Genomic DNA, 18,031 nt, shown 5'->3' with positions numbered 1-18,031 from the left:
GTTTAATCTTCGTCTTCGTCCTTTATTCCGGCCTGCATACGGGCTTTTTTGCGCTGGTCGGCGTCAAGTATCATTTTGCGTATGCGGACGTTGTGGGGCGTCACTTCGACAAGTTCGTCGTCGCTTATCCACTCCATAGCGGTGTCTACCGTCATGATGCGCGGCACGTCGAGCGTTATTTTCATGTCTTTGGTGGCTGAGCGCATGTTGTTCTGCTGTTTGCGCTTGCTGGGGTTGCAGGGCATGTCTTTGTTGCGCGAGGACTCGCCTACCACCTGTCCGTTGTAGATGTCGTCGCCGGGCTTCACGAAGAGAAGGCCGCGCTCCTGAAGGTTTTCAAGCGCGTATCCGGTGGCGGTGCCTGTGTCCATGGAGACGAGCGAGCCGCGCGAACGCGCGTTTATTTCGCCCACCCAGAGGCCGTAGCCGACGAAGCGCGAGGCCAAGATGCCAAGGCCGCGCGTGTCTGTGAGAAATTCGCCGCGGTAGCCGATGAGGCCGCGCGTCGGGATGCGGAACTCGAGGCGAAGGACGCCGGTGCCGCCGTTTTCCATATTTTTCAGCTCGCCTTTGCGCTGCGCGAGCTTCTGGATGACGATGCCCTGATATTCTTCGGGCACGTCGATGATAAGGTCTTCCATTGGTTCGAGCGAACGGCCTTTTGCGTCGTGCTGGATGATGACTTCTGGGCGTGAGACGCAGATCTCGGAGCCTTCGCGTCTTATTTCCTCAATGAGGATGCCCAGGTGCAGCTCGCCGCGCCCTGAGACTTTGATGCCGTCCGGGCGGCCCAGGTCTTCCATGCGGAGCGCCGGGTCGGTCTTCGTTTCGCGTTCGATGCGCGCTTTTAGCTGGCGCAGCGTGATGGCGTTTCCGTCCTGATTGGCGAAGGGGCTGGTGTTGACGAGGATGAGCATGGAGACTGTCGGCTCTTCTATGTCAAGCGGGGCGAGCGCCGGCTCTTCAAGCTCCGGCGCGCTCATCGTGTCGCCAAGGTCTATATTGGCGGGCCCGGTGAACCAGACGATGTCTCCCGCGCCGACCGCCTCTACTTCGGTGCGCGCGAGGCCGTTGGTGACGTATAGGTGCGAGCAGTTGGAGGTGTCGCTGGATACCACTTCCCAATCAGTCTGTTCGTAGTCCTTCCAACGCGTATGGGTGCGGACGAATCTGTCGGATTTTCTGAGCGTTCCCTGAAGGATGCGGCCGCAGCCGATGCGCCCGAGGTATTCACTCCACGAGAGAGCGCAGACCTGCATGAGGAAGGGCTTGTTCATCTCCGCCTGCGGGGCGGGGACGCGTTCGATTATCGCTTTGAAGAGGTCGGTCATGCCCGCCTTTGTGTTGTCGGGGTATTTATTGAGGTCGTCGACTATCCAGCCTTGCAGCCCAGAGCCGTAGAGCGTCATAAAGTCGCACTGTTCCTCCGTGGCGCCAAGCTCGATGAAGAGGTCGAAGGTTTTGTCGAGCGCCTGATCCGGCTCCGCGTTCGGGCGGTCTACCTTGTTGACTATGACTATCGGTTTCAGTCCGAGCTTCAGCGCGCGCATGAGAACGTAACGCGTCTGCGGCATGGGGCCTTCGTTCGCGTCGACGAGCAGAAGAACGGAGTCGACCATTGAAAGGACGCGCTCCACTTCGCCGGAGAAGTCGGCGTGTCCGGGCGTGTCAACTATATTTATCTTATAGCCTTCCCATTCGACTGTGCAGTGTTTTGCTTTGATGGTGATGCCGCGCTCACGCTCGATGTTGCCGGCGTCCATTACGCGCTCTTCCATCACCTGGTTGTCGCGGAAAAGGTGCGCGGCCTTGAATATGCCGTCTATGAGCGTCGTCTTTCCGTGGTCGATATGGGCGATTATTGCGATGTTTCTGATTTTTGACGAGTCCTGCATTTTATGAAGTTCCTCTCACATTTAGTATCTATACGCCATTAGAAATTTATAGGCTGGTAATTATACAAGCCAACGAATCATAATACCATTTACACGCTAAATTTGTCCAGCTTTTTAGAAAATTTTACAAAACTAATAGGCAAACTAAGCAGCGGCGCGCGAAAAAATAACGGCGGATGAAGACAGGGCGGCAAAAGCTGCATCGAGTTCGCATTGCGAACGTATCAAAAAATGATACAATAATTATGCAAACAAAACACATTCATACAGCGGAGGTATGACGATGGCTAAGACAGAGACGCTTCACATAAGGGTAGAGCCCGAAATCAAATTGCAGGCGGAAGAGACCTTTCGCGACCTCGGCATCACTACAGCGGACGCCGTCAACATTTTTTTGCACAAGGCCATTTACACGGGCGGGTTTCCTTTCGATGTGCGCAAAGAATATAACAGAGAGACGATAGAAGCGATAAAGGAGGCCAAACGCATAGCCCGCGACCCGAACGTAAAACGATATAATACTATGGAAGAAATCATAGCTGGGTTGAATGCTGATGACTAATAAATATCAGGTCGTTTGGACCTCACAATTCAAAAGAGATCACAAAACAGCTATCAAACAGGGCAAGAGGATCTCTCGTCTGTATGACGTCATTGAAAAGCTCGCAAACGGCGTCGCGTTGGATTTTCAATACAACGACCACGCCCTTGCAGGCAGCTTCGCCGGGTGCAGAGAATGTCACATTCAGCCCGACTGGCTTCTCGTTTATATGATTGAAAATGAGACCCTCGTTCTCACGCTGACCCGCACAGGGTCACACTCCGAGATATTCGGCAGGTAGCGCCGCCGGATATCTCGGGTAAATATTGCACGGCGCAGGCCGTTAAAAGGCGATTTCCGTGCCGGCCTTCTCCGCTCTTGCCTTTTTTACTATTTCAGCGGCGCTTACGACGTCGAGCGTCGCAAAGCCTACCGTCTTCATTACCGTGATTTCATCGTGCGCGGCGCGTCCGCCGACGCGCCCAAGCAGCAGTTCGCCAAGCTCGCCGTCGATACGTTCTTTTGAGAAGGCGCCGCGGCTCATCGGGATGGTAAAATCTCCGGCCTCCGCCAGCACCGCTTCACGATTGTCTACGAAGATGCGCGCGGCGCGCGCAAGCAGCTCTTCCGGCAGTTCGCGCATCGCAGGAGTGTAGGAGCCGACTCCGGTGATATGGCAGCCCGGTTTGACGTCCGCTGCGTCAAAGACAGGTTCGCGCGCGGTGGTGACGGTTGTTATTATGTCCGCGTCCGTGACGGCCTCTTTCGGGCTTTGGACGGGGAGGAGCTTCACGCCGAATTTTGAAGCAAGTTTTGCGTTTGCCGCAGCAAAGGCTTCCGCTCTGCCGGAGCAGGCGTCAAAGATGCGCACCTCGCTGAGCGCGCGCGCCGTCATCAGCGCCTCTAGCTGCGCGGCTGCCTGACCGCCCGTGCCAAAGAGCGCGCCGATTTTTGCGTCTTCGTTTGCGAGCAGTTCTATGGCCGCGCCGGAGATAGCCGCGGTGCGGATCTGCGTCAGCGTCGTTCCGTCGAGGATGGCGGTGACGCAGCCGGTCTCGCCGTCTATGACGGGCATTGTGGCCGGGATGACGGGCAGTCCTTTTTCCGCGTTGGCGGGAAAACAGGAGACTATTTTTACGCCGCCCATGTTGAGGTCGCCGCCTACGTAGGCCGGCATGAACATGAGCTGCCCCGTGCGGCTTTCGTTGTCGATGTTTATGCGAAGCGGAACGACGGCCTTGCCCTCGCTGTGCAGGATGAAGGCTTTTTTGTCCGCCTCTATGGCGTCTTTCATTGTAAAAACTTTGAGGATGTCCTCTCTTGTCAAAATAAGCATGATGTTCCTCCCTCTCGTTTGCGTGTCGTTTACGCGCATATCCGTATCAGAATATTTATTACTATGACATTGACTATGTCGATAAAGAAAGCGCCGACGGCGGCCACCGCGAAGAAGGCGCCGGGGGCTTGCCGGTATTTTGAGCAGACGGCCTCCATATTGGCCATAGCGTTTGGCGTGGCGCCCAGCCCGAAGCCTACGTGCCCCGCCGTGATAACTGCCGCCTGGTAGTCGGAGCCGGTGATGCGAAAGGTGCCCCACGCGGCGAAGAATGCGGTTATGACGGTCTGAGCGCACAGTATGAGAAGCAGCGGCCCGGCAAGGACGGCAAGACTCCCCAGGTCGACGGACATGAGCGCGAAGGCGAGAAAAAATGACAGGCACGCGCCGCCTATGTAGTTTACGACGCGCGGGTGTACTCTAAAAAGAGGCACGCGGTCGCCTATGTTGCGCATGATCATACCAGCGGCAAGGGCCGCCGCGTATGATGGCAGCAGGATGCCGTGCAGCCCGCACCACTCACTTACGCGGATGCCTACGCTGACCGCGAGCGTTATCTGAAATATCGTCATCAGTATCATGTGCGCGGAGATGGGCTCTTTTGCGTCGCCAAAGCTGAATACCTCCGCTATGATGTCTCTTGCGCCGGTTTTCTCATCGCTGCTGTCGTGGGCGAGGGAATTTATTTTGATGAGGCGTTCGGCGACGGGGCCGCCAAGCAGCGAGCCGGCTATTACGCCGAATGTGGCGCATGCTACGGCCACGGCGCCCGCACCCTGCACGCCGAAATAGCGTTCCATTTCATTTGCAAAGACGATGCCGGTGCCGTGGCCGCCGGTCATCGTGGCGGAGCCGGCAAGTATGGAGAGCATCGGCGAAAGCCCCGCGGCGCGCCCGATGAAGAGGGCCGCGGCGTTTTGCAGCGCAAGCAGCAGGCAGGCGGCGGCAAGAAGCTTGAAGGCCGCAGCGCCGCCCTTTTTCAGAAAGGCGAGGCTCGCGCCGAGGCCTATGGCGGTAAAGAAAGCGATCATGAACGGTTCCATAAGGGTCATCTCAAACTGAAAGCCTACTTTAGACGAGGCGGCGGCGCGCAGTAGCGCAAAGAGCAGCCCCCCCGCCACCGCCGGAGGTATGTTGTAGCGGCGAAGAAACGAAAGGCGGCGGCAAAGCTCCACGCCGAGCCAGTATAGTATGGCGGCGAAGGCCATCGTCTGTATGAAATCCATTTTTATCATAAATATATCAGCCATACTGAACCTCCTATAGAAGAGCTATGAAGCCCTGGATCACTATTGCGTTCACGATGTCGATGAAAAAGGCTCCGACTATCGAGACGACGAAGAAGGCGCGCGGAGCGGGCCCGTAGTTGCTGGTGATGGCGTCCATGTTCGCTATCGCGTTCGGCGTAGCTCCCATCCCAAAACCGCAGTGACCTCCGGTTATTACCGCGGCGGTATAGTCACGGCCCATTATCCTGAAGGTGACGTAGTAGGCGTATACGCCCATCAGCAGCGTCTCGGCAAGCAGTATGACGGCCATTGGGCCGGCAAGGTCCGCAAGCTGCCACAGTTTCAGCGACATGAGCGAGAGCGCGAGAAAGAGCGAGAGGGCGACAGAGCCAATCGTGTCGGCGAGTCTGAGATGTACTTTGTAAAGCCCCGTCATGTCGCTTGCGTTGCGTATGAATATGCCGACAAAGAGCGCGCATAGGTAGGTCGGAAGCTGTATACCGACGCCTATGAGCATTTCGTCTATAAATTTGCCGACGCTCATAGCGATAGTTATCTGCATCAGCGTTATCATCAAAACTGAGGCGGATACGGGCCCGTCGGCCTCTATGTCGAGGCTTTCGTCTACTGTCTCGTAGGTGAGCTTGTCGTCGGAATGTCTTTTTGCAAGATGGCGGCCTTCGATGAGACGGCGCGCAACCGGGCCGCCAAGCACGGAGCCCATGACGAGACCGAAGGTGGCCGCCGCCATCGCAAGTTCCATGCCGCCGCCCACTCCGTAGCTTTTTTCAAAGAGCGTAGCATAGACCGCGCCGGTGCCGTGCCCGCCTGACATCGTTATAGAACCTGCCAACATCCCAAGCAGCGGGTTGATGCCGGTGACATAGGAGAGGGCGATGGCTATGACGTCCTGGAGCACCACGAGCACTGAGGCTACGCCCAAAAAGATGAAGACCTGCGGGCCGCCTCGTTTCAGCATTTTAAAGCTGGCGGCAAGGCCGATGCTTGTGAAGAATGTTATCATGAGCGGGTCTTTCACCGTCATGTCAAAATTAAAAGAGCAGAGGTCCTTCGCCCCCCAACTGGCCAGCGCAAATATGACGCCGCCTATGACGGGCGCGGGGATGTTGTAGGTGGAAAGTATTTTCACCCTGGTGCGGAGAAACATGCCGAGCCACAGTATGGCCGCGGCAAAGGCGCACGTTTCGGCAAGATTCAGGTTCAGTTCTATCATTTGGGATCATCTCCATAAAGCCGATCTCTGAAAAAGAGCGACGCGGCCCCGATTATGGGGGCGTCCGCTCCCAGTGATGAGGTTTTCAGGCGGCAGTATTCTCTAAAGGGCGACGAAAGGTATTTCTGCATTCGCGACGCAAGCTCCGGCGCGAGCCCTTCCGCGCGGCTCATGCCGCCGCTTAGGACTATGCACTGTGGGTCAAGGAGTGCGGTAAGCGACGCAAGCGCGGAGGCTAGAGCCTCAAGCGCTGGTGATATTATTTTTGCGACGGCCGGTTCGTTTCTTCGCAGCCATAACGTTTTGAAGTCGGAAGGCAGTCCTGCGGCGCGCGCCGCAGCCTCCGTTCCGTCCGCCGAAGCCGCGGTCTCCAAGTGACATTGGCCGCCGCATTTACACGGCAGCTCTGACGCGGCGGAGGTGACGTGTCCAAATTCGCCGGCCATCCCATGCGCGCCGCGAAGAAGCCGTCCGCCCGTAACGATGCCGCAGCCTATCCCTGTGCCGAGAGTGACCACGGCGTAATCCGTGAGGCCGGCCGCCGCGCCCGCTGCGCCCTCGCCAAGGGCCGCGCAGTTTGCGTCGTTTTCCATGAGCGCCGAGAGCCGTATTTTTTTGACGCTGAGATTGGCGGCAAGCATGGCGCCAAGAGCCGCGCCGTCGCAGCCTACGAAGTTCGTCAGCCGCACTATATTTTTTCGCTCCGTATCGATGAAGCCTGGAACAGCAAGCCCCGCAAAGCATGGGACCTCAGGCGAGGCGCGCAGCAGCACGATTTCGGCAAGCCGCTCAAGCAGCGCCACGATGTCGCGCTCGGCGGGCGTGGGCACTGTGACGCGCGAGACGACGCGCGGCGCGCCGTCTTCAAAGGTCACAGTCCCCGCGGAGATGGTGTGTCCGCCTATGTCGAACCCGCAGACCACTGGCTGCGGCGGCCGCCTCTCCGTCACCTTACACTCTTCCCGCGCATTCCATGACCGAGTAGAGGAAACGCCTCAGTTCAAGCGCCTCCTGCGTCTCAAAGCGCAGCGTGCGCGCCGCTATGCGGACGGCGCCAGGTACAAGGGAGGCCGCGTCCGTTTGCAGCGTATCAAGCAGCGTTACTTCCATGACGCACGGAAGCTCCGGCACAAGGGGCTTGATGAGGCCGCTGCGCAGGTTTTTCATCGCTTTTTTGACGCCTTCGTAGAGCAGGCCGCTTGAATTTTCCGGCGTAGCGCAGCTTGCGGCGCACCGTCCAAGGCCCTCTTTCACGGCGACCGCTGCCACCTCTGGGCCAAGAAGGCTCTGCGCCTCCATGCGAAGCGCCTCGTCTCCGCTCACCATGGCGACTGGAACGCCAAGCGCCCCGCAAAGCAGCGCGTTGACGCCCGTTTCACCCATCCGGCGCCCGTTTATCCTAAGATCGTATATCGTCTCTGGGTCAAAGGTGTGGTCGAGCACGGCTTTTTCTGTGCCGGCCATCGCGTGGTAGCCGATGAAAAAGGCGGCGTCGCAGTCCTGCGCCCCCTCCACCATTCCAAGCAGCTTCGGCGTACCGCTGATGAGGCACACCTCCGCGCCTAAATCGGCTATGTCGATATTCGTCATGTGGCAATGCGCGTCGTTGAGGATTACCTGATCTGCGTCGGGCTCGTCAAGGATGGCTCTTATCACCGTCCTGATGTCGGCCCGCTGCATGGCGCGGCCCAGCGCGTATTCAGGCGCGGCGCTGTCCACCTGTTCGCGGCTGACGACGCCGGTTGAGCCTTCCATGTCCGAACTGATGTATATTTTCATAAAACACCCCGCCGTTTCTTACGCGGCGCGCGGATAGCTCCCCCGCGCCGCTAAATTAGTGATGATATAAATATTTATTCGCGCGTATTAGACGTTGAACCTTATTTCTATCATATCTCCGTCTTTTACGGGATATTCTTTGCCCTCTAGGCGCAGCACCCCGGCTTTGCGGCATTCGTCCAGGGAGGCCGCGTATTTTATGTAGTCCTCGTAGGATACGACCTGCGCGCGGATAAAGCCTCTCGCAAGGTCGGAATGTATCGTGCCTGCGGCATCTACGGCCGTTTCTCCGTCATGCAGCGTCCAGGCGCGCACCTCGTCGGGGCCGCTGGTGAAAAAGCTGATGAGCCCAAGCACTCTGTAGGCCTCTTCGATAAGGCGTTCGCGCCCCGGCTCCGTGATGTTAAGCCCCTCGGTAAATTCGGCGGCCTCCTCCGGCGAGAGGTCCATGACGTCCATTTCAAGGCTGCCGTAGAGGGTGCAGAGCATGGCTCCGCTTGCGTCCGCGCGCTTTTTCAGCTCGTCCCATTTCGGTATCTTTGAATTTTCGCTCTGGCTGTCGTCAAGGTTCAGCAGGATTATCTGAGGCTTTGACGTGACAAAGGAAAAACCGCGCAGCTGACGCCACTCTTCCGGCTTCAGCTCGATGCAGGAAAGCGGCTTTTCGTCCATGAGGCAGTCGTAGCACTTTTCAAGCAGCGCCTTTTCCTTCTCCTCTTCCGGCAGCAGGCGCTTCTTCGCTCGCAGCTTGCCGAGCCTGTTGTCGATTACGGCAAGGTCGCGGAAGATAAGCTCGTTGTCTAAAATGTCCCAATCGCGCAGCGGGTCTACGCTTCCCTCCGGGTGCTCGACGGCGGCGTTGTCAAAGCAGCGTATCACCTGAATGAGCGCGTCCGCGTCGGCCACAAAATTCAGGAAGGCGTTGCCAAGCCCTTCGCCCTTTCCCGCCCCGCGCGAAAGCCCCGCGAGGTCTACGAACTCGACCTGCGCCGGCGTCTCTTTTTTCGGTTTGTGTATCTCGACAAGCTTGTCAAAACGTTTGTCCGGCACGGAGACGACGGCCTTGTTTGGGTCCGTCTTGCCTCCGGCGTATGGCTTTACTTCCGCTCCGGCGCGCGTTATAACGTTAAAAACTGTAGACTTACCGCTTAATGGCAGCCCGACTATTCCGCAATGCAGCATCTATACCAACTCCATATTTTTATACATCTATAGCAAGTTTACTATAATTGCGCCAAGCAGGCAATGAACGCGCCGCTTTCCGCCGCTAAATGCGCCGGCAAAATTTTTTCGCGGCCTTGACATATCCGCTTTGATGCGTAAAAATATCTCATAATGTCTCACATAGAGAGGCAAACGCAATGACGGGAAAGAAGTAGGCGCGTTTTCAGTCCTTCAGAGAGCCGGCGGATGGTGCGAGGCGGCGGACGAACGAACCGAAATACATTCCAGGAGCGGCGCACCAAAAGGGATATTGGGTCATTGATCATAAGAGGTCGTCCAGCAGGGGCAAGTACAGGCTTTGTGGAGGGCATATATGATAAACGGCTTCCTAAGTAGGCTGCGACGGGTTCGACCGTTATATCGGACAGGGTATATGGCATTCTTTCGCCGCGTACCCGACGAGGGCGCGCTCCGCGAGGAGACGCCAAACTGAGGTGGTACCACGGGTCAATATTCCCCGTCCTCTGTTAATCAGGAGGGCGGGGATTTTTATATCTCCCCGCCGAAATAAAAACGCGAGGAGGAAATTTTGCAATGCCAATCACTGAACTGCTTGAAAGAAACGCGCACGAATTCTGCCATGAGACGGCCCTTGTCGAGATCAATCCAGAGGTGAAGGAGCTTCGCCGCGTCACGTGGAAGGAATACGAACTTATCGAGTCAAGCCCCACGGAGAGCTACAGGCGCGAGATAACGTGGAGCGTCTTTGACGAAAAGGCGAACCGCTGCGCCAACCTGCTGCTTTCGCGCGGCATCCAAAAGGGCGACAAGGTGGCCATCCTCATGATGAACAGCCTCGAATGGCTGCCGCTCTACTTCGGGATACTCAAGACCGGGGCGCTCGCAGTGCCGCTCAACTTCCGCTACACCGCCGACGAAATAAAATACTGCCTTGAGCTGGCGGACGTGGACGCGCTATTCTTCGGCCCAGAGTTCATCGGACGCGTGGAGGACATTTACGGCGACATCCCGCGCGTCAAACTCATTTTCTACATAGGCGACGGCTGCCCGCGCTTTGCCGAAAACTATCTGCACCTGACGGCCAATCTCTCGAGTTTCGCGCCGCGCATACTGCTTTCGGACAGCGACGACGCCGCGATATATTTTTCCTCAGGCACCACAGGCTTTCCCAAAGCGATACTGCACAACCACGAGAGCCTCATGCACGCGGCGAAGACGGAACAGGCCCACCACGGGCAAAAGCACGACGACGTTTTCCTCTGCATCCCGCCGCTCTACCACACAGGCGCAAAAATGCACTGGTTCGGCAGCCTCATCTCGGGCAGCAAGGGCATCCTGCTCAAAGGCACCGACCCGGCCGCAATAATAAAAACCGCGGCGGAGGAAAAATGCACCATCGTCTGGCTGCTCGTGCCGTGGGTGCAGGACATCCTAGACGCGATAGACGACGGCCGCATCAACATAGCCGGCTACGACCTGTCGCGCTGGCGGCTGATGCACATAGGCGCGCAGCCCGTGCCGCCCAGCCTCATCAACAGATGGCGCAAGATATTCCCTAAGCATAAATACGACACGAACTACGGCCTCTCAGAATCGACCGGCCCAGGCTGCGTGCACCTCGGCGTCGGCAACATCGAAAAGGTCGGCGCAATAGGCGTGCCCGGCTTCGGCTGGCGCGTGAAGATACTTGAAGAGGACGGCTCCGTCGTCCCGCGCGGCATGGTGGGTGAACTGGCGGTCAAAGGCCCCGGCGTCATGACCTGCTATTATAAAAATCCGGAAGCGACGGACGAGATACTCCACAACGGCTGGCTCTCCACCGGCGACATGGCGCGTCAGGACGAAGAGGGCTTCATCTACCTCGTTGACCGCAAAAAGGACGTCATCATAAGCGGCGGCGAAAACATCTACCCAGTGCAGGTGGAAGATTTCCTGCGCGCGAACCCCAACGTGAAGGACGCGGCCGTCATCGGACTGCCCGACCATCGTTTGGGCGAGATAGCGGCCGCCATAATAGAGCTGAAGCCAAATGTTCTATGCACCGAGGCAGACATAGAAAAATTCTGCGCGGAACTTCCGCGCTACAAGCGCCCGCGCCAGATAATCTTCGCCGACATTCCGCGCAACCCCACCGGCAAGATAGAAAAGCCGAAGCTGCGTCAGCTCTACAGAGCGGAAAATCTCGTAGCCCAGCAAACGAACAGCTAAGTCTTGACAGCCGCCGCGTAAAAAAGTATAATTACCCTCGTTCGACGGGGGTATAGCTCAGTTGGGAGAGCGCTTGAATGGCATTCAAGAGGTCAGCGGTTCGAACCCGCTTATCTCCACCATTGAATTTTCAGTCCTGATCCGGTTTTCGGATTCAGGACTTTTTGTTTTGTGCTGCCTCTTTTTTTCTGCGTTTTTTCGTGTATCATTTTGTTATCAACCATCACGAAGCTGCGGAGGAAAAGACAACTATGGATATCGAAGGAATACCGTACCTCAACGTTGACTGGAACGCCATACCGGAAGAGGTTCACGAAGGCGAACGCGGCGTCGCCAAATGGAAGAGATTTGAGCAGGGAAACGTCCGCGCGAGGATCGTGGAATATTCTCCGGGATATTTGGCAAACCACTGGTGTGCAAGAGGGCATGTGCTTTTCGTCCTTGAAGGTTCTCTCGTTTCGGAGCTCAAAGACGGAAGTAAACGCCTGCTGACGCCAGGGATGGGATATGTCGCTTCAAATGACGAAGACAACCCGCACCGTTCATACACCGAATCCGGCGCAAAGCTGTTCATCGTAGACTAACGCCGTAAAAGACGGCGCATAAAATAAAGACGAGGCCTCCCATGCAGGAGGTCTCGTCTTATTTTTGTTTATGTTAGTGGTGCAGCTTATTTCGCGAGGTTCTTTTCGAATTCAGCCATGAGCTCGGGGGTCATGCCGCGCTTGCCGAGTTCTTTCCATGTTGATACGCAGGCCTTCTTGATGGGGGCAAGTTCTTTTTCTGTGTATCTGTGAACTTTGATGCCCTTCTTCTCCATGAGAGCCATGTACTTTGTATCTTCAGCCTTTGCGGTGTTGATTGACTTGATGGTGAAGTTCTTTGCGGCTTCCTGGAAAATCTTCTGGTCGGCCGGTGAAAGCTTCGCCCATGTCTTCGAGCTCACCATGAGGGGGAGATATTCCATTGAGTAGTTTGTCGCATACCAATGCTTGATCGCGTCGCCCAGGATGGTGTAAGCGGCAGGTGTCGCCATTCCGTCAACTGCGTCGCAGACGCCGGTCTGGAGTGACTGGTAAACGTCTGACCAGGGAATGGTGATGGTGCGGAAGCCCATGGCCTTTGCGCCGAGCGTGTAAACGTCCATGTTGGGAACGCGGGTAAGAACGCCCTTGTCTACCTTCGGGTTCAGCGGGTCTTTGAGGGGCTTCACTGAAGAGATACCGATCATGCCTTCAACATAGGAACCGAGAACGCGAACGCCGAGGGGCTTGCCGAGTTCGTCAAGTTTGTTGGGGAGCCATGCGCCGGGGGCGAAAACCTTCTTCGCTGAATCGTAGCCGCTGACGTAGCCGTTGACGTAGATGACTTCGAAGCGGGGGTCAAATTCGCTGGCGAATGATGTTACTGACATGTCTATTGTTCCGCGGACGAGCTCTTCCATAACGAGCGAGTAGTTGCCGAGCTGGCTGGCGGGGAATACTTTGACCTGGATGCGTCCGTTGGTCTTCTTGTTGATTTCCTTCGCGAAGTCGTTCATCATCTTGGTGCACTGATGCTCGGGGGGCTGCTGCCCTGCGAAACGGAGAACCACAGGAGCCGCTGAAGCTGCTGTTGCCATAAGCGCGAGTACGAAAACGGTTGCCATAAGTGCGGCAAGCTTTTTGGTGATTTGCATAAAGATACCTCTCCCTTCAAATTCTGCTTTTATTAGGACGGCCCTTCTTCAGGACCGAAAAGCCAAATTGAAACTACATTATTGTCAAGCGCTATTTATACATTCACTGTAGTACAAGATATATCAGAAGAGGGATAGTGTCAACGTTAGAATATTTCAGGGCTTTTCTAAAATATCACACACAAATTTTACATTATTTTAATTTTCAGTTAAGGTGTAATCAATATAATTTGCACAGCTGTAGGCGACCGTAAGCGCAGCCTTGCAGCACAGAGGCCGAACTTCGCGCGACGCCGGAAAACATCCGCTCTTGGCGCATTTTACGCAAAACGGCCCGTCGGCGCGCAAGTTTATACGCGGAAGGCGCGAGCTTAGGCTTTCCGCGTATATCAACGCTGTAATTGTTTAAAAAAGAGAATATTCGTTTATTAGACTAATCTTATTGATATATATCAGTTAAAGAATATATCTATCATTAAGATATATCAGAACTTTCCTCCGAAGCTCGCGCGGAATGGCGATGTTCTATTTCAACTTCGACGTTGTCGGCGGCTGCGCGCGTTTCAATGACAATGTCGCCGCGGCAGCGTTTAAATTCGTTTTTAAGGTAATAAAGCTCCTCTTCCAGGCGCAGCATTCGCATCAAAAGTTCCTCCTGGCTGTGCCCCGACGAGGCGGCGGCTACAGGACGCCCGTCCACTTTTATTATCCTCGCCCTCATTCCCGTCACCGTCGCGTTTTCCGGGACGTTTTTAAGGACGACGCTGTTTGCGCCTATGCGTGAATTTGAACCTATCGTGATGGGGCCGAGTATCTTAGCGCCGCTTCCGACAAAAACATTGTCTCCCAGCGTTGGATGACGCTTGTGGCTTTTTTCGTTGCCGGTGCCGCCGAGCGTGACGCCCTGATAGAGCGTGACGTTTTTGCCAACCTCCGCCGTCTCTCCGATTACTACGCCGGCGCCGTGGTCGATGAAGAAGCCTTCACTTATGGAGGCCGCGGGGTGTATCTCGATGCCCGTCCACCAGCGCACGAATAGGGAAAGAAAACGCGGAAGCACCGGGATGTGGAGTTTTACGTGCATGACATGGAATATCCTGTGAAAGGTGATGGCAAGAAACCCCGGCGTGCAGAGTATGACTTCTAGAAATCCGCGAAGGCCGTCGGGAATGGCCGGGTCGTTGCGGCGCGCCGCCTTATAATCACTTGCCACATATCTAAAAAAATTCATTGCGTTTCCCCCTGAGAATATGATTTTTTAACTTTATTAAAAAAGGCCCGCCTTTTCAGGGCGGGCCTTTTGCTTTTTAGTATATCGTCTGCTCCGCGCCTATGCGATGCAGCCCCCCGAACGTGTAGTATACGCGCGCGGCATGAGGCGCGCCATTGAGATCGCAGCGGCGCCGCAACAACAGGATGATTTATTGTCGGTTGGGAAGATCGTCGTATTTTTCATGGCTTACATTCTATAGGTTCTTTGCCGGATTGGCAAGTTGGCATTTTATTGGATAATGTTAAAATGTTTCCATGAATCGGGGGAGATGCAGATGAGAGCCACAACGTTACGCGTCAAGGCACTTTGCGCAGATGATATCGAAGAGGCGACGAAGCTTGCCTCCGACTGCATGGCGCAGAGCGACTATTACGCCGGTATATACCCATCGGCCACCGCCGCGGAAAAAACCGCGTCCGTTTGTGCGCGGCTGCGTCCTACGCTGAGGTATTGTATAGAGACAGGGGGCGCCTTCGGCCTGCGAAACGCGGCGGGCGAGCTTGACGCTTATGAATATATGGCGGACTACGGAACGCTGAAAAGCAACGCCCCGAAACTTTACGCGCATATCTTCGACGCCGCGGCCGGCGTCCCCGCCTTTTATGAATTGCAAACGGCGCTTGACGCGCTGCTTGCGCAAGGACGGCGCGTCACCTATATAATGGGCTTCGGCATAGCGCAGCGCGCGCGCAGAAGCCCCTCCGTACTAATGGCGATGGCCCGCTTCAACCTTGCGCTGCTCCAAGAAAAAGAGATAATAGCCGCGGACTTCACAAACAAAGACCTGCTTTCGATCTGCGCGCTGCACGGCCCCTTTGAGATAAAAAAGCTGGCGGAAAATTACTGGATGCTGGTGACGCGGTAATGGGCGCGCACTTGTTATTTCACGGCACCAGCGCTAGGCTTTGATGGCATTGTTCACGCCACGGAGCGTCTATTTTTTCGCTCTTTTTTATGTTTTTGTATGTAATGCTCAATAAAACTTCCCAGTACGCCTTCTTGGCTTTGTATGTCGCTTAGCGGATCACTTTCAATGCGCTTTTGCATTTCTTCGGCCGTTATTTCAAGATCAAGCCGCCCTTCTTCCAAGTTTATAGAGATTGCGTCACCATTGCGAACATAAGCGATCGGACCACCAAGAGCTGCTTCGGGGGAGACATGACCGATGCAAGGGCCGCGTGTCGCGCCGGAAAAACGTCCGTCCGTGACCAGAGCTGTCGTGTCTGATAGGCCAGTTCCAACCATAAGAGTCGTAACAAGCTGCATCTCTCTCATGCCTGGGCCACCAACAGGACCTTCGTTGCGAATAACGACTACGGAACCTTTCGTTATCCGGCCCTCTTCCACAGCAATGATTGCAGCCTCCATATTCTCGAAGACCACGGCTGGACCGGTGTGGATACGCATTTTATCCGCTACACCGGATTGTTTTACAACGGCACCATCCGGTGCGAGAGACCCCCACAATACCTTCAGAGAACCTTTGGTATGGAACGGCTTTTCTTTGGGGCGTATTATTTCCCTATCGACCCAGTCGGCTGTTTCTGCTATTTCTTCTATGCTCTGCCCGCATACGCACCGCTCGCTAAGGTGTAGCAGAGGACCAAGCGACCGTAAAATGGCAGGAACTCCGCCAGCAGCATTGAGGTCGTTGAATGGGACCGTGCCAGAGGGATGAAGTTTGGAGATGTACGGTGTCGATTCGCTTATTTCATCCATTTCCGTCAATGAGATGTCTATTCCGGCCTCTTTTGCAATCTCACTGATATGAAGAACAAGATTGGTCGAAGAACCTATCGCAAATCCGACCCTCAGGGCATTTTCTATAGAATTTTTGGTGACATAATCTTTTGGCCTACGCCCTTTGTAGACCAAATCAACGACTATCCTTCCAGCACGTACCGCTTCTTGTTTTTTCTGGGATGTGAACGGAGGGGTCGTGGCGGTCATCGGCAGCCCGAGACCAAGGGTTTCTACGACACAACTCATAGAATTAGCAGTTCCCAGCATTGCACAGCTTCCTAGAGTTGGCATCGTACTTTTTTCTATTTTCTCAAGTTCTTCAGCGGTGATATGAGATTCAAAAAATTTGCCAGTATATTCACGCAACGACGGCAGAGAGAGTTTTTGCCCTTTGTAGCAACCGTTCTGCATTGGCCCGCTTTGCACAAAAATCGAGGGAATATTCACGCGAAGGGCCGCCATCAGCATTCCTGGAATAATCTTATCGCAGCTTCCTAAAAAGACAGCTCCGTCAAAACAGTGAGCCTTAAGCATTATTTCAATAGAATCAGCAATAACTTCTCTGCTGGGAAGAGAATATGACATGCCGCGATGTCCCTGAGCCAGTCCGTCGCAAACCCCGATAGTACAGAATTCAAACGGGAGGCCGCCAGCCTCAGAAATTCCCCTTTTTACAAACGAAGCAATTTCTTTCAGCGGTGCACAGCCGGGGACGATTTCATTCCAACTATTCACCACAGCTATAAACGGACGTGTCATTTCGTCTTTTTCTATCCCAAGAGAATATAGCAACGCCCTATGCCCTGCACGGTCAGCGCCATTAACTATTTCATCACTCGGTAATCTTTTAGTAGTTAGAATTATGTTTCTTGAGTTATCCATGAGTGAACTCCTTGAAAAATTAGAGATATACAGCCGAAGAGAACAAACTCTCTCCGGCCATTAGATTTGTTGGTCCGTTATTTCTGATTAATTCCAGCTTTTTTAGCAACACCCTGAAGATATTTTGTAAGATTGGCAAGGTACTTTACCTGTTCTTCGGGTGTCATAAAGCTTGGACTTGCTAATATGGCGGCAAGATCTTTCTTTACTCTAGGATCCGCGGTCATTTGCTTAAGCGCACCGTTAATCTTTATCACAACTGCTTTCGGAAGCTCCTTTGGCCCAAAAACGTACATATTAAATGGTTTATTTACATCGTAACCACGTTCCTTCAATGTAGGAAGCCCCGGAAAAAACGGACTACGTTCGGGAGTGCAAACCGCCAAAGGACGAAGGGAACCATCTTTAACATATTGCGGGATTGACGGAGCATTCAGAGAAGCAGCATCAAGAAAGCCTCCGAGTAGTTTAGGGATTCGCGTAGCTCCACCACCGCCACTCACAGCGACGATTTTTTTGCCACCTGCAGCATTGTCAATTGCGGCAAGCTCTAACTGACTCATTGAGCCTATCTCTACTGGCATTTTAACCTTGCCCGGATTTTTATTGAGATAAACCATAAATTCGTCTATGGTTTTCCACGGAGCATCAGCCTTGACAACGATGGCATCACATGTGGCAACAGCCTTGCCAAGTGGTGTAAATTCCTCCCAACTGAACTTAGCAACTCCCGTTATATACCCCGAGAGTATAGCTTCATGCATCCATAGCAACGTGTATCCGTCTGGTTTCGCCTTTAACACCTCTCTTGCACCAATACTTCCACCTCCACCAGTAATATTCGTTATGATGATTGGCTGGCCAAGGAACTCTTCCGCATATTTTGCAAAGATTCTTGCAGTAGTGTCCACTCCACCGCCCGGAGCATACCCAACTACCATTTTGATTGGTTTTGAAGGATATGTATCAGCCGCTATAGCGGCTACACACGAACATGCTACTAAAGACAACACACACATCAACACTGCCACATATTTTTTGAACATAA

16 protein-coding genes, 1 tRNA gene and 1 other annotated feature are annotated in these 18,031 nt (G+C 54.5%); of the genes, 6 read left to right on the top strand and 11 right to left on the bottom strand.

The window, feature by feature from the left end:
• Positions 1-2: 2 nt before the first annotated feature.
• Complete coding sequence (gene typA / locus RRY12_07870) at positions 3-1,895, bottom strand: translational GTPase TypA (GenBank protein MEG2184576.1); 1,893 nt, start codon at positions 1,893-1,895, stop codon at positions 3-5.
• Positions 1,896-2,178: 283 nt separating this feature from the next.
• Between typA and RRY12_07865 the strand changes: the two genes are divergently transcribed.
• The gene (locus RRY12_07865; protein ID MEG2184575.1) at positions 2,179-2,457 is read left to right on the top strand and encodes a type II toxin-antitoxin system RelB/DinJ family antitoxin; all 279 of its coding nucleotides are present in this window, start codon (positions 2,179-2,181) and stop codon (positions 2,455-2,457) included.
• The gene (locus RRY12_07860; GenBank protein ID MEG2184574.1) at positions 2,450-2,737 is read left to right on the top strand and encodes a type II toxin-antitoxin system YafQ family toxin; all 288 of its coding nucleotides are present in this window, start codon (positions 2,450-2,452) and stop codon (positions 2,735-2,737) included. Before RRY12_07865 ends, RRY12_07860 begins: the two co-directional genes overlap by 8 nt.
• Before the next feature lie 42 nt (positions 2,738-2,779).
• Here RRY12_07860 and RRY12_07855 read toward each other — a convergent pair whose 3' ends face one another.
• The 6 genes from RRY12_07855 to ychF form a co-directional block, all read right to left on the bottom strand.
• Positions 2,780-3,772 (bottom strand): ornithine cyclodeaminase family protein, encoded by a 993-nt coding sequence (locus RRY12_07855; GenBank protein ID MEG2184573.1) that lies wholly within the window; start codon positions 3,770-3,772, stop codon positions 2,780-2,782.
• Between the two features lie 29 nt (positions 3,773-3,801).
• A complete protein-coding gene (gene gltS, locus RRY12_07850) occupies positions 3,802-5,022 on the bottom strand; it encodes a sodium/glutamate symporter (GenBank protein ID MEG2184572.1) in 1,221 nt (406 codons plus the stop codon).
• Positions 5,023-5,032: 10 nt separating this feature from the next.
• Positions 5,033-6,235: a sodium/glutamate symporter gene (gene gltS / locus RRY12_07845; GenBank protein ID MEG2184571.1), complete on the bottom strand. Its 1,203-nt coding sequence runs from the start codon at positions 6,233-6,235 to the stop codon at positions 5,033-5,035.
• Positions 6,232-7,185 (bottom strand): ROK family protein, encoded by a 954-nt coding sequence (locus tag RRY12_07840; protein MEG2184570.1) that lies wholly within the window; start codon positions 7,183-7,185, stop codon positions 6,232-6,234. Before RRY12_07840 ends, gltS (RRY12_07845) begins: the two co-directional genes overlap by 4 nt.
• 1 nt (position 7,186) lies before the next feature.
• On the bottom strand, positions 7,187-8,014 hold the full coding sequence (locus tag RRY12_07835) for a M55 family metallopeptidase (protein MEG2184569.1): 828 nt from the start codon (positions 8,012-8,014) through the stop codon (positions 7,187-7,189).
• A gap of 87 nt (positions 8,015-8,101) precedes the next feature.
• A complete protein-coding gene (gene ychF, locus RRY12_07830) occupies positions 8,102-9,196 on the bottom strand; it encodes a redox-regulated ATPase YchF (protein ID MEG2184568.1) in 1,095 nt (364 codons plus the stop codon).
• Positions 9,197-9,366: 170 nt separating this feature from the next.
• Positions 9,367-9,706 (top strand) — a binding site (T-box leader).
• A 66-nt stretch (positions 9,707-9,772) separates the two neighbouring features.
• Here ychF and RRY12_07825 point away from each other — a divergent pair.
• The 3 genes from RRY12_07825 to RRY12_07815 all read left to right on the top strand — a co-directional run bounded on the left by RRY12_07825 (position 9,773) and on the right by RRY12_07815 (position 11,991).
• Positions 9,773-11,407: a class I adenylate-forming enzyme family protein gene (locus tag RRY12_07825; GenBank protein MEG2184567.1), complete on the top strand. Its 1,635-nt coding sequence runs from the start codon at positions 9,773-9,775 to the stop codon at positions 11,405-11,407.
• Positions 11,408-11,453: 46 nt separating this feature from the next.
• A tRNA-Ala gene (locus tag RRY12_07820) sits at positions 11,454-11,529 on the top strand.
• A 129-nt stretch (positions 11,530-11,658) separates the two neighbouring features.
• A complete protein-coding gene (locus RRY12_07815) occupies positions 11,659-11,991 on the top strand; it encodes a DHCW motif cupin fold protein (protein ID MEG2184566.1) in 333 nt (110 codons plus the stop codon).
• Positions 11,992-12,077: 86 nt separating this feature from the next.
• Here RRY12_07815 and dctP read toward each other — a convergent pair whose 3' ends face one another.
• On the bottom strand, positions 12,078-13,085 hold the full coding sequence (gene dctP, locus RRY12_07810; protein MEG2184565.1) for a TRAP transporter substrate-binding protein DctP: 1,008 nt from the start codon (positions 13,083-13,085) through the stop codon (positions 12,078-12,080).
• 475 nt (positions 13,086-13,560) lie between these two features.
• Positions 13,561-14,316, bottom strand: coding sequence for a serine O-acetyltransferase EpsC (gene epsC, locus RRY12_07805; protein MEG2184564.1), 756 nt, complete (start codon positions 14,314-14,316; stop codon positions 13,561-13,563).
• A 316-nt stretch (positions 14,317-14,632) separates the two neighbouring features.
• On the opposite strand from epsC, the gene RRY12_07800 reads away from it, so the two are divergent.
• Positions 14,633-15,223 (top strand): hypothetical protein, encoded by a 591-nt coding sequence (locus RRY12_07800; GenBank protein MEG2184563.1) that lies wholly within the window; start codon positions 14,633-14,635, stop codon positions 15,221-15,223.
• Positions 15,224-15,276: 53 nt separating this feature from the next.
• Here the strand turns inward: RRY12_07800 and ilvD are convergent, their stop codons facing one another.
• Both ilvD and RRY12_07790 read right to left on the bottom strand, forming a co-directional pair.
• A complete protein-coding gene (gene ilvD, locus RRY12_07795; protein ID MEG2184562.1) occupies positions 15,277-16,983 on the bottom strand; it encodes a dihydroxy-acid dehydratase in 1,707 nt (568 codons plus the stop codon).
• Between the two features lie 77 nt (positions 16,984-17,060).
• Entirely contained in the window at positions 17,061-18,029 is a 969-nt protein-coding gene (locus tag RRY12_07790; protein ID MEG2184561.1) for a tripartite tricarboxylate transporter substrate binding protein, read from the bottom strand.
• Between the last annotated feature and the right edge of the window lie 2 nt (positions 18,030-18,031).

Source organism: Cloacibacillus sp. (assembly GCA_036655895.1).
In the GTDB taxonomy this organism is placed as follows: Bacteria; Synergistota; Synergistia; order Synergistales; family Synergistaceae; genus JAVVPF01.
Note: the sequence above shows the minus strand (reverse complement) of the source record. Positions and strands in the feature narration are given on the sequence as shown.

Coding starts and splice junctions, on each gene's coding strand:
- ychF (MEG2184568.1), bottom strand. CDS start 9,196: ATGCTGCATTGCGGAATAGTCGGGCTGCCATTAAGCGGTAAGTCTACA.
- typA (MEG2184576.1), bottom strand. CDS start 1,895: ATGCAGGACTCGTCAAAAATCAGAAACATCGCAATAATCGCCCATATC.
- RRY12_07825 (MEG2184567.1), top strand. CDS start 9,773: ATGCCAATCACTGAACTGCTTGAAAGAAACGCGCACGAATTCTGCCAT.
- RRY12_07855 (MEG2184573.1), bottom strand. CDS start 3,772: ATGCTTATTTTGACAAGAGAGGACATCCTCAAAGTTTTTACAATGAAA.
- gltS (MEG2184571.1), bottom strand. CDS start 6,235: ATGATAGAACTGAACCTGAATCTTGCCGAAACGTGCGCCTTTGCCGCG.
- RRY12_07860 (MEG2184574.1), top strand. CDS start 2,450: ATGACTAATAAATATCAGGTCGTTTGGACCTCACAATTCAAAAGAGAT.
- dctP (MEG2184565.1), bottom strand. CDS start 13,085: ATGCAAATCACCAAAAAGCTTGCCGCACTTATGGCAACCGTTTTCGTA.
- ilvD (MEG2184562.1), bottom strand. CDS start 16,983: ATGGATAACTCAAGAAACATAATTCTAACTACTAAAAGATTACCGAGT.
- RRY12_07835 (MEG2184569.1), bottom strand. CDS start 8,014: ATGAAAATATACATCAGTTCGGACATGGAAGGCTCAACCGGCGTCGTC.
- epsC (MEG2184564.1), bottom strand. CDS start 14,316: ATGAATTTTTTTAGATATGTGGCAAGTGATTATAAGGCGGCGCGCCGC.
- RRY12_07865 (MEG2184575.1), top strand. CDS start 2,179: ATGGCTAAGACAGAGACGCTTCACATAAGGGTAGAGCCCGAAATCAAA.
- RRY12_07790 (MEG2184561.1), bottom strand. CDS start 18,029: ATGTTCAAAAAATATGTGGCAGTGTTGATGTGTGTGTTGTCTTTAGTA.
- RRY12_07800 (MEG2184563.1), top strand. CDS start 14,633: ATGAGAGCCACAACGTTACGCGTCAAGGCACTTTGCGCAGATGATATC.
- RRY12_07815 (MEG2184566.1), top strand. CDS start 11,659: ATGGATATCGAAGGAATACCGTACCTCAACGTTGACTGGAACGCCATA.
- gltS (MEG2184572.1), bottom strand. CDS start 5,022: ATGGCTGATATATTTATGATAAAAATGGATTTCATACAGACGATGGCC.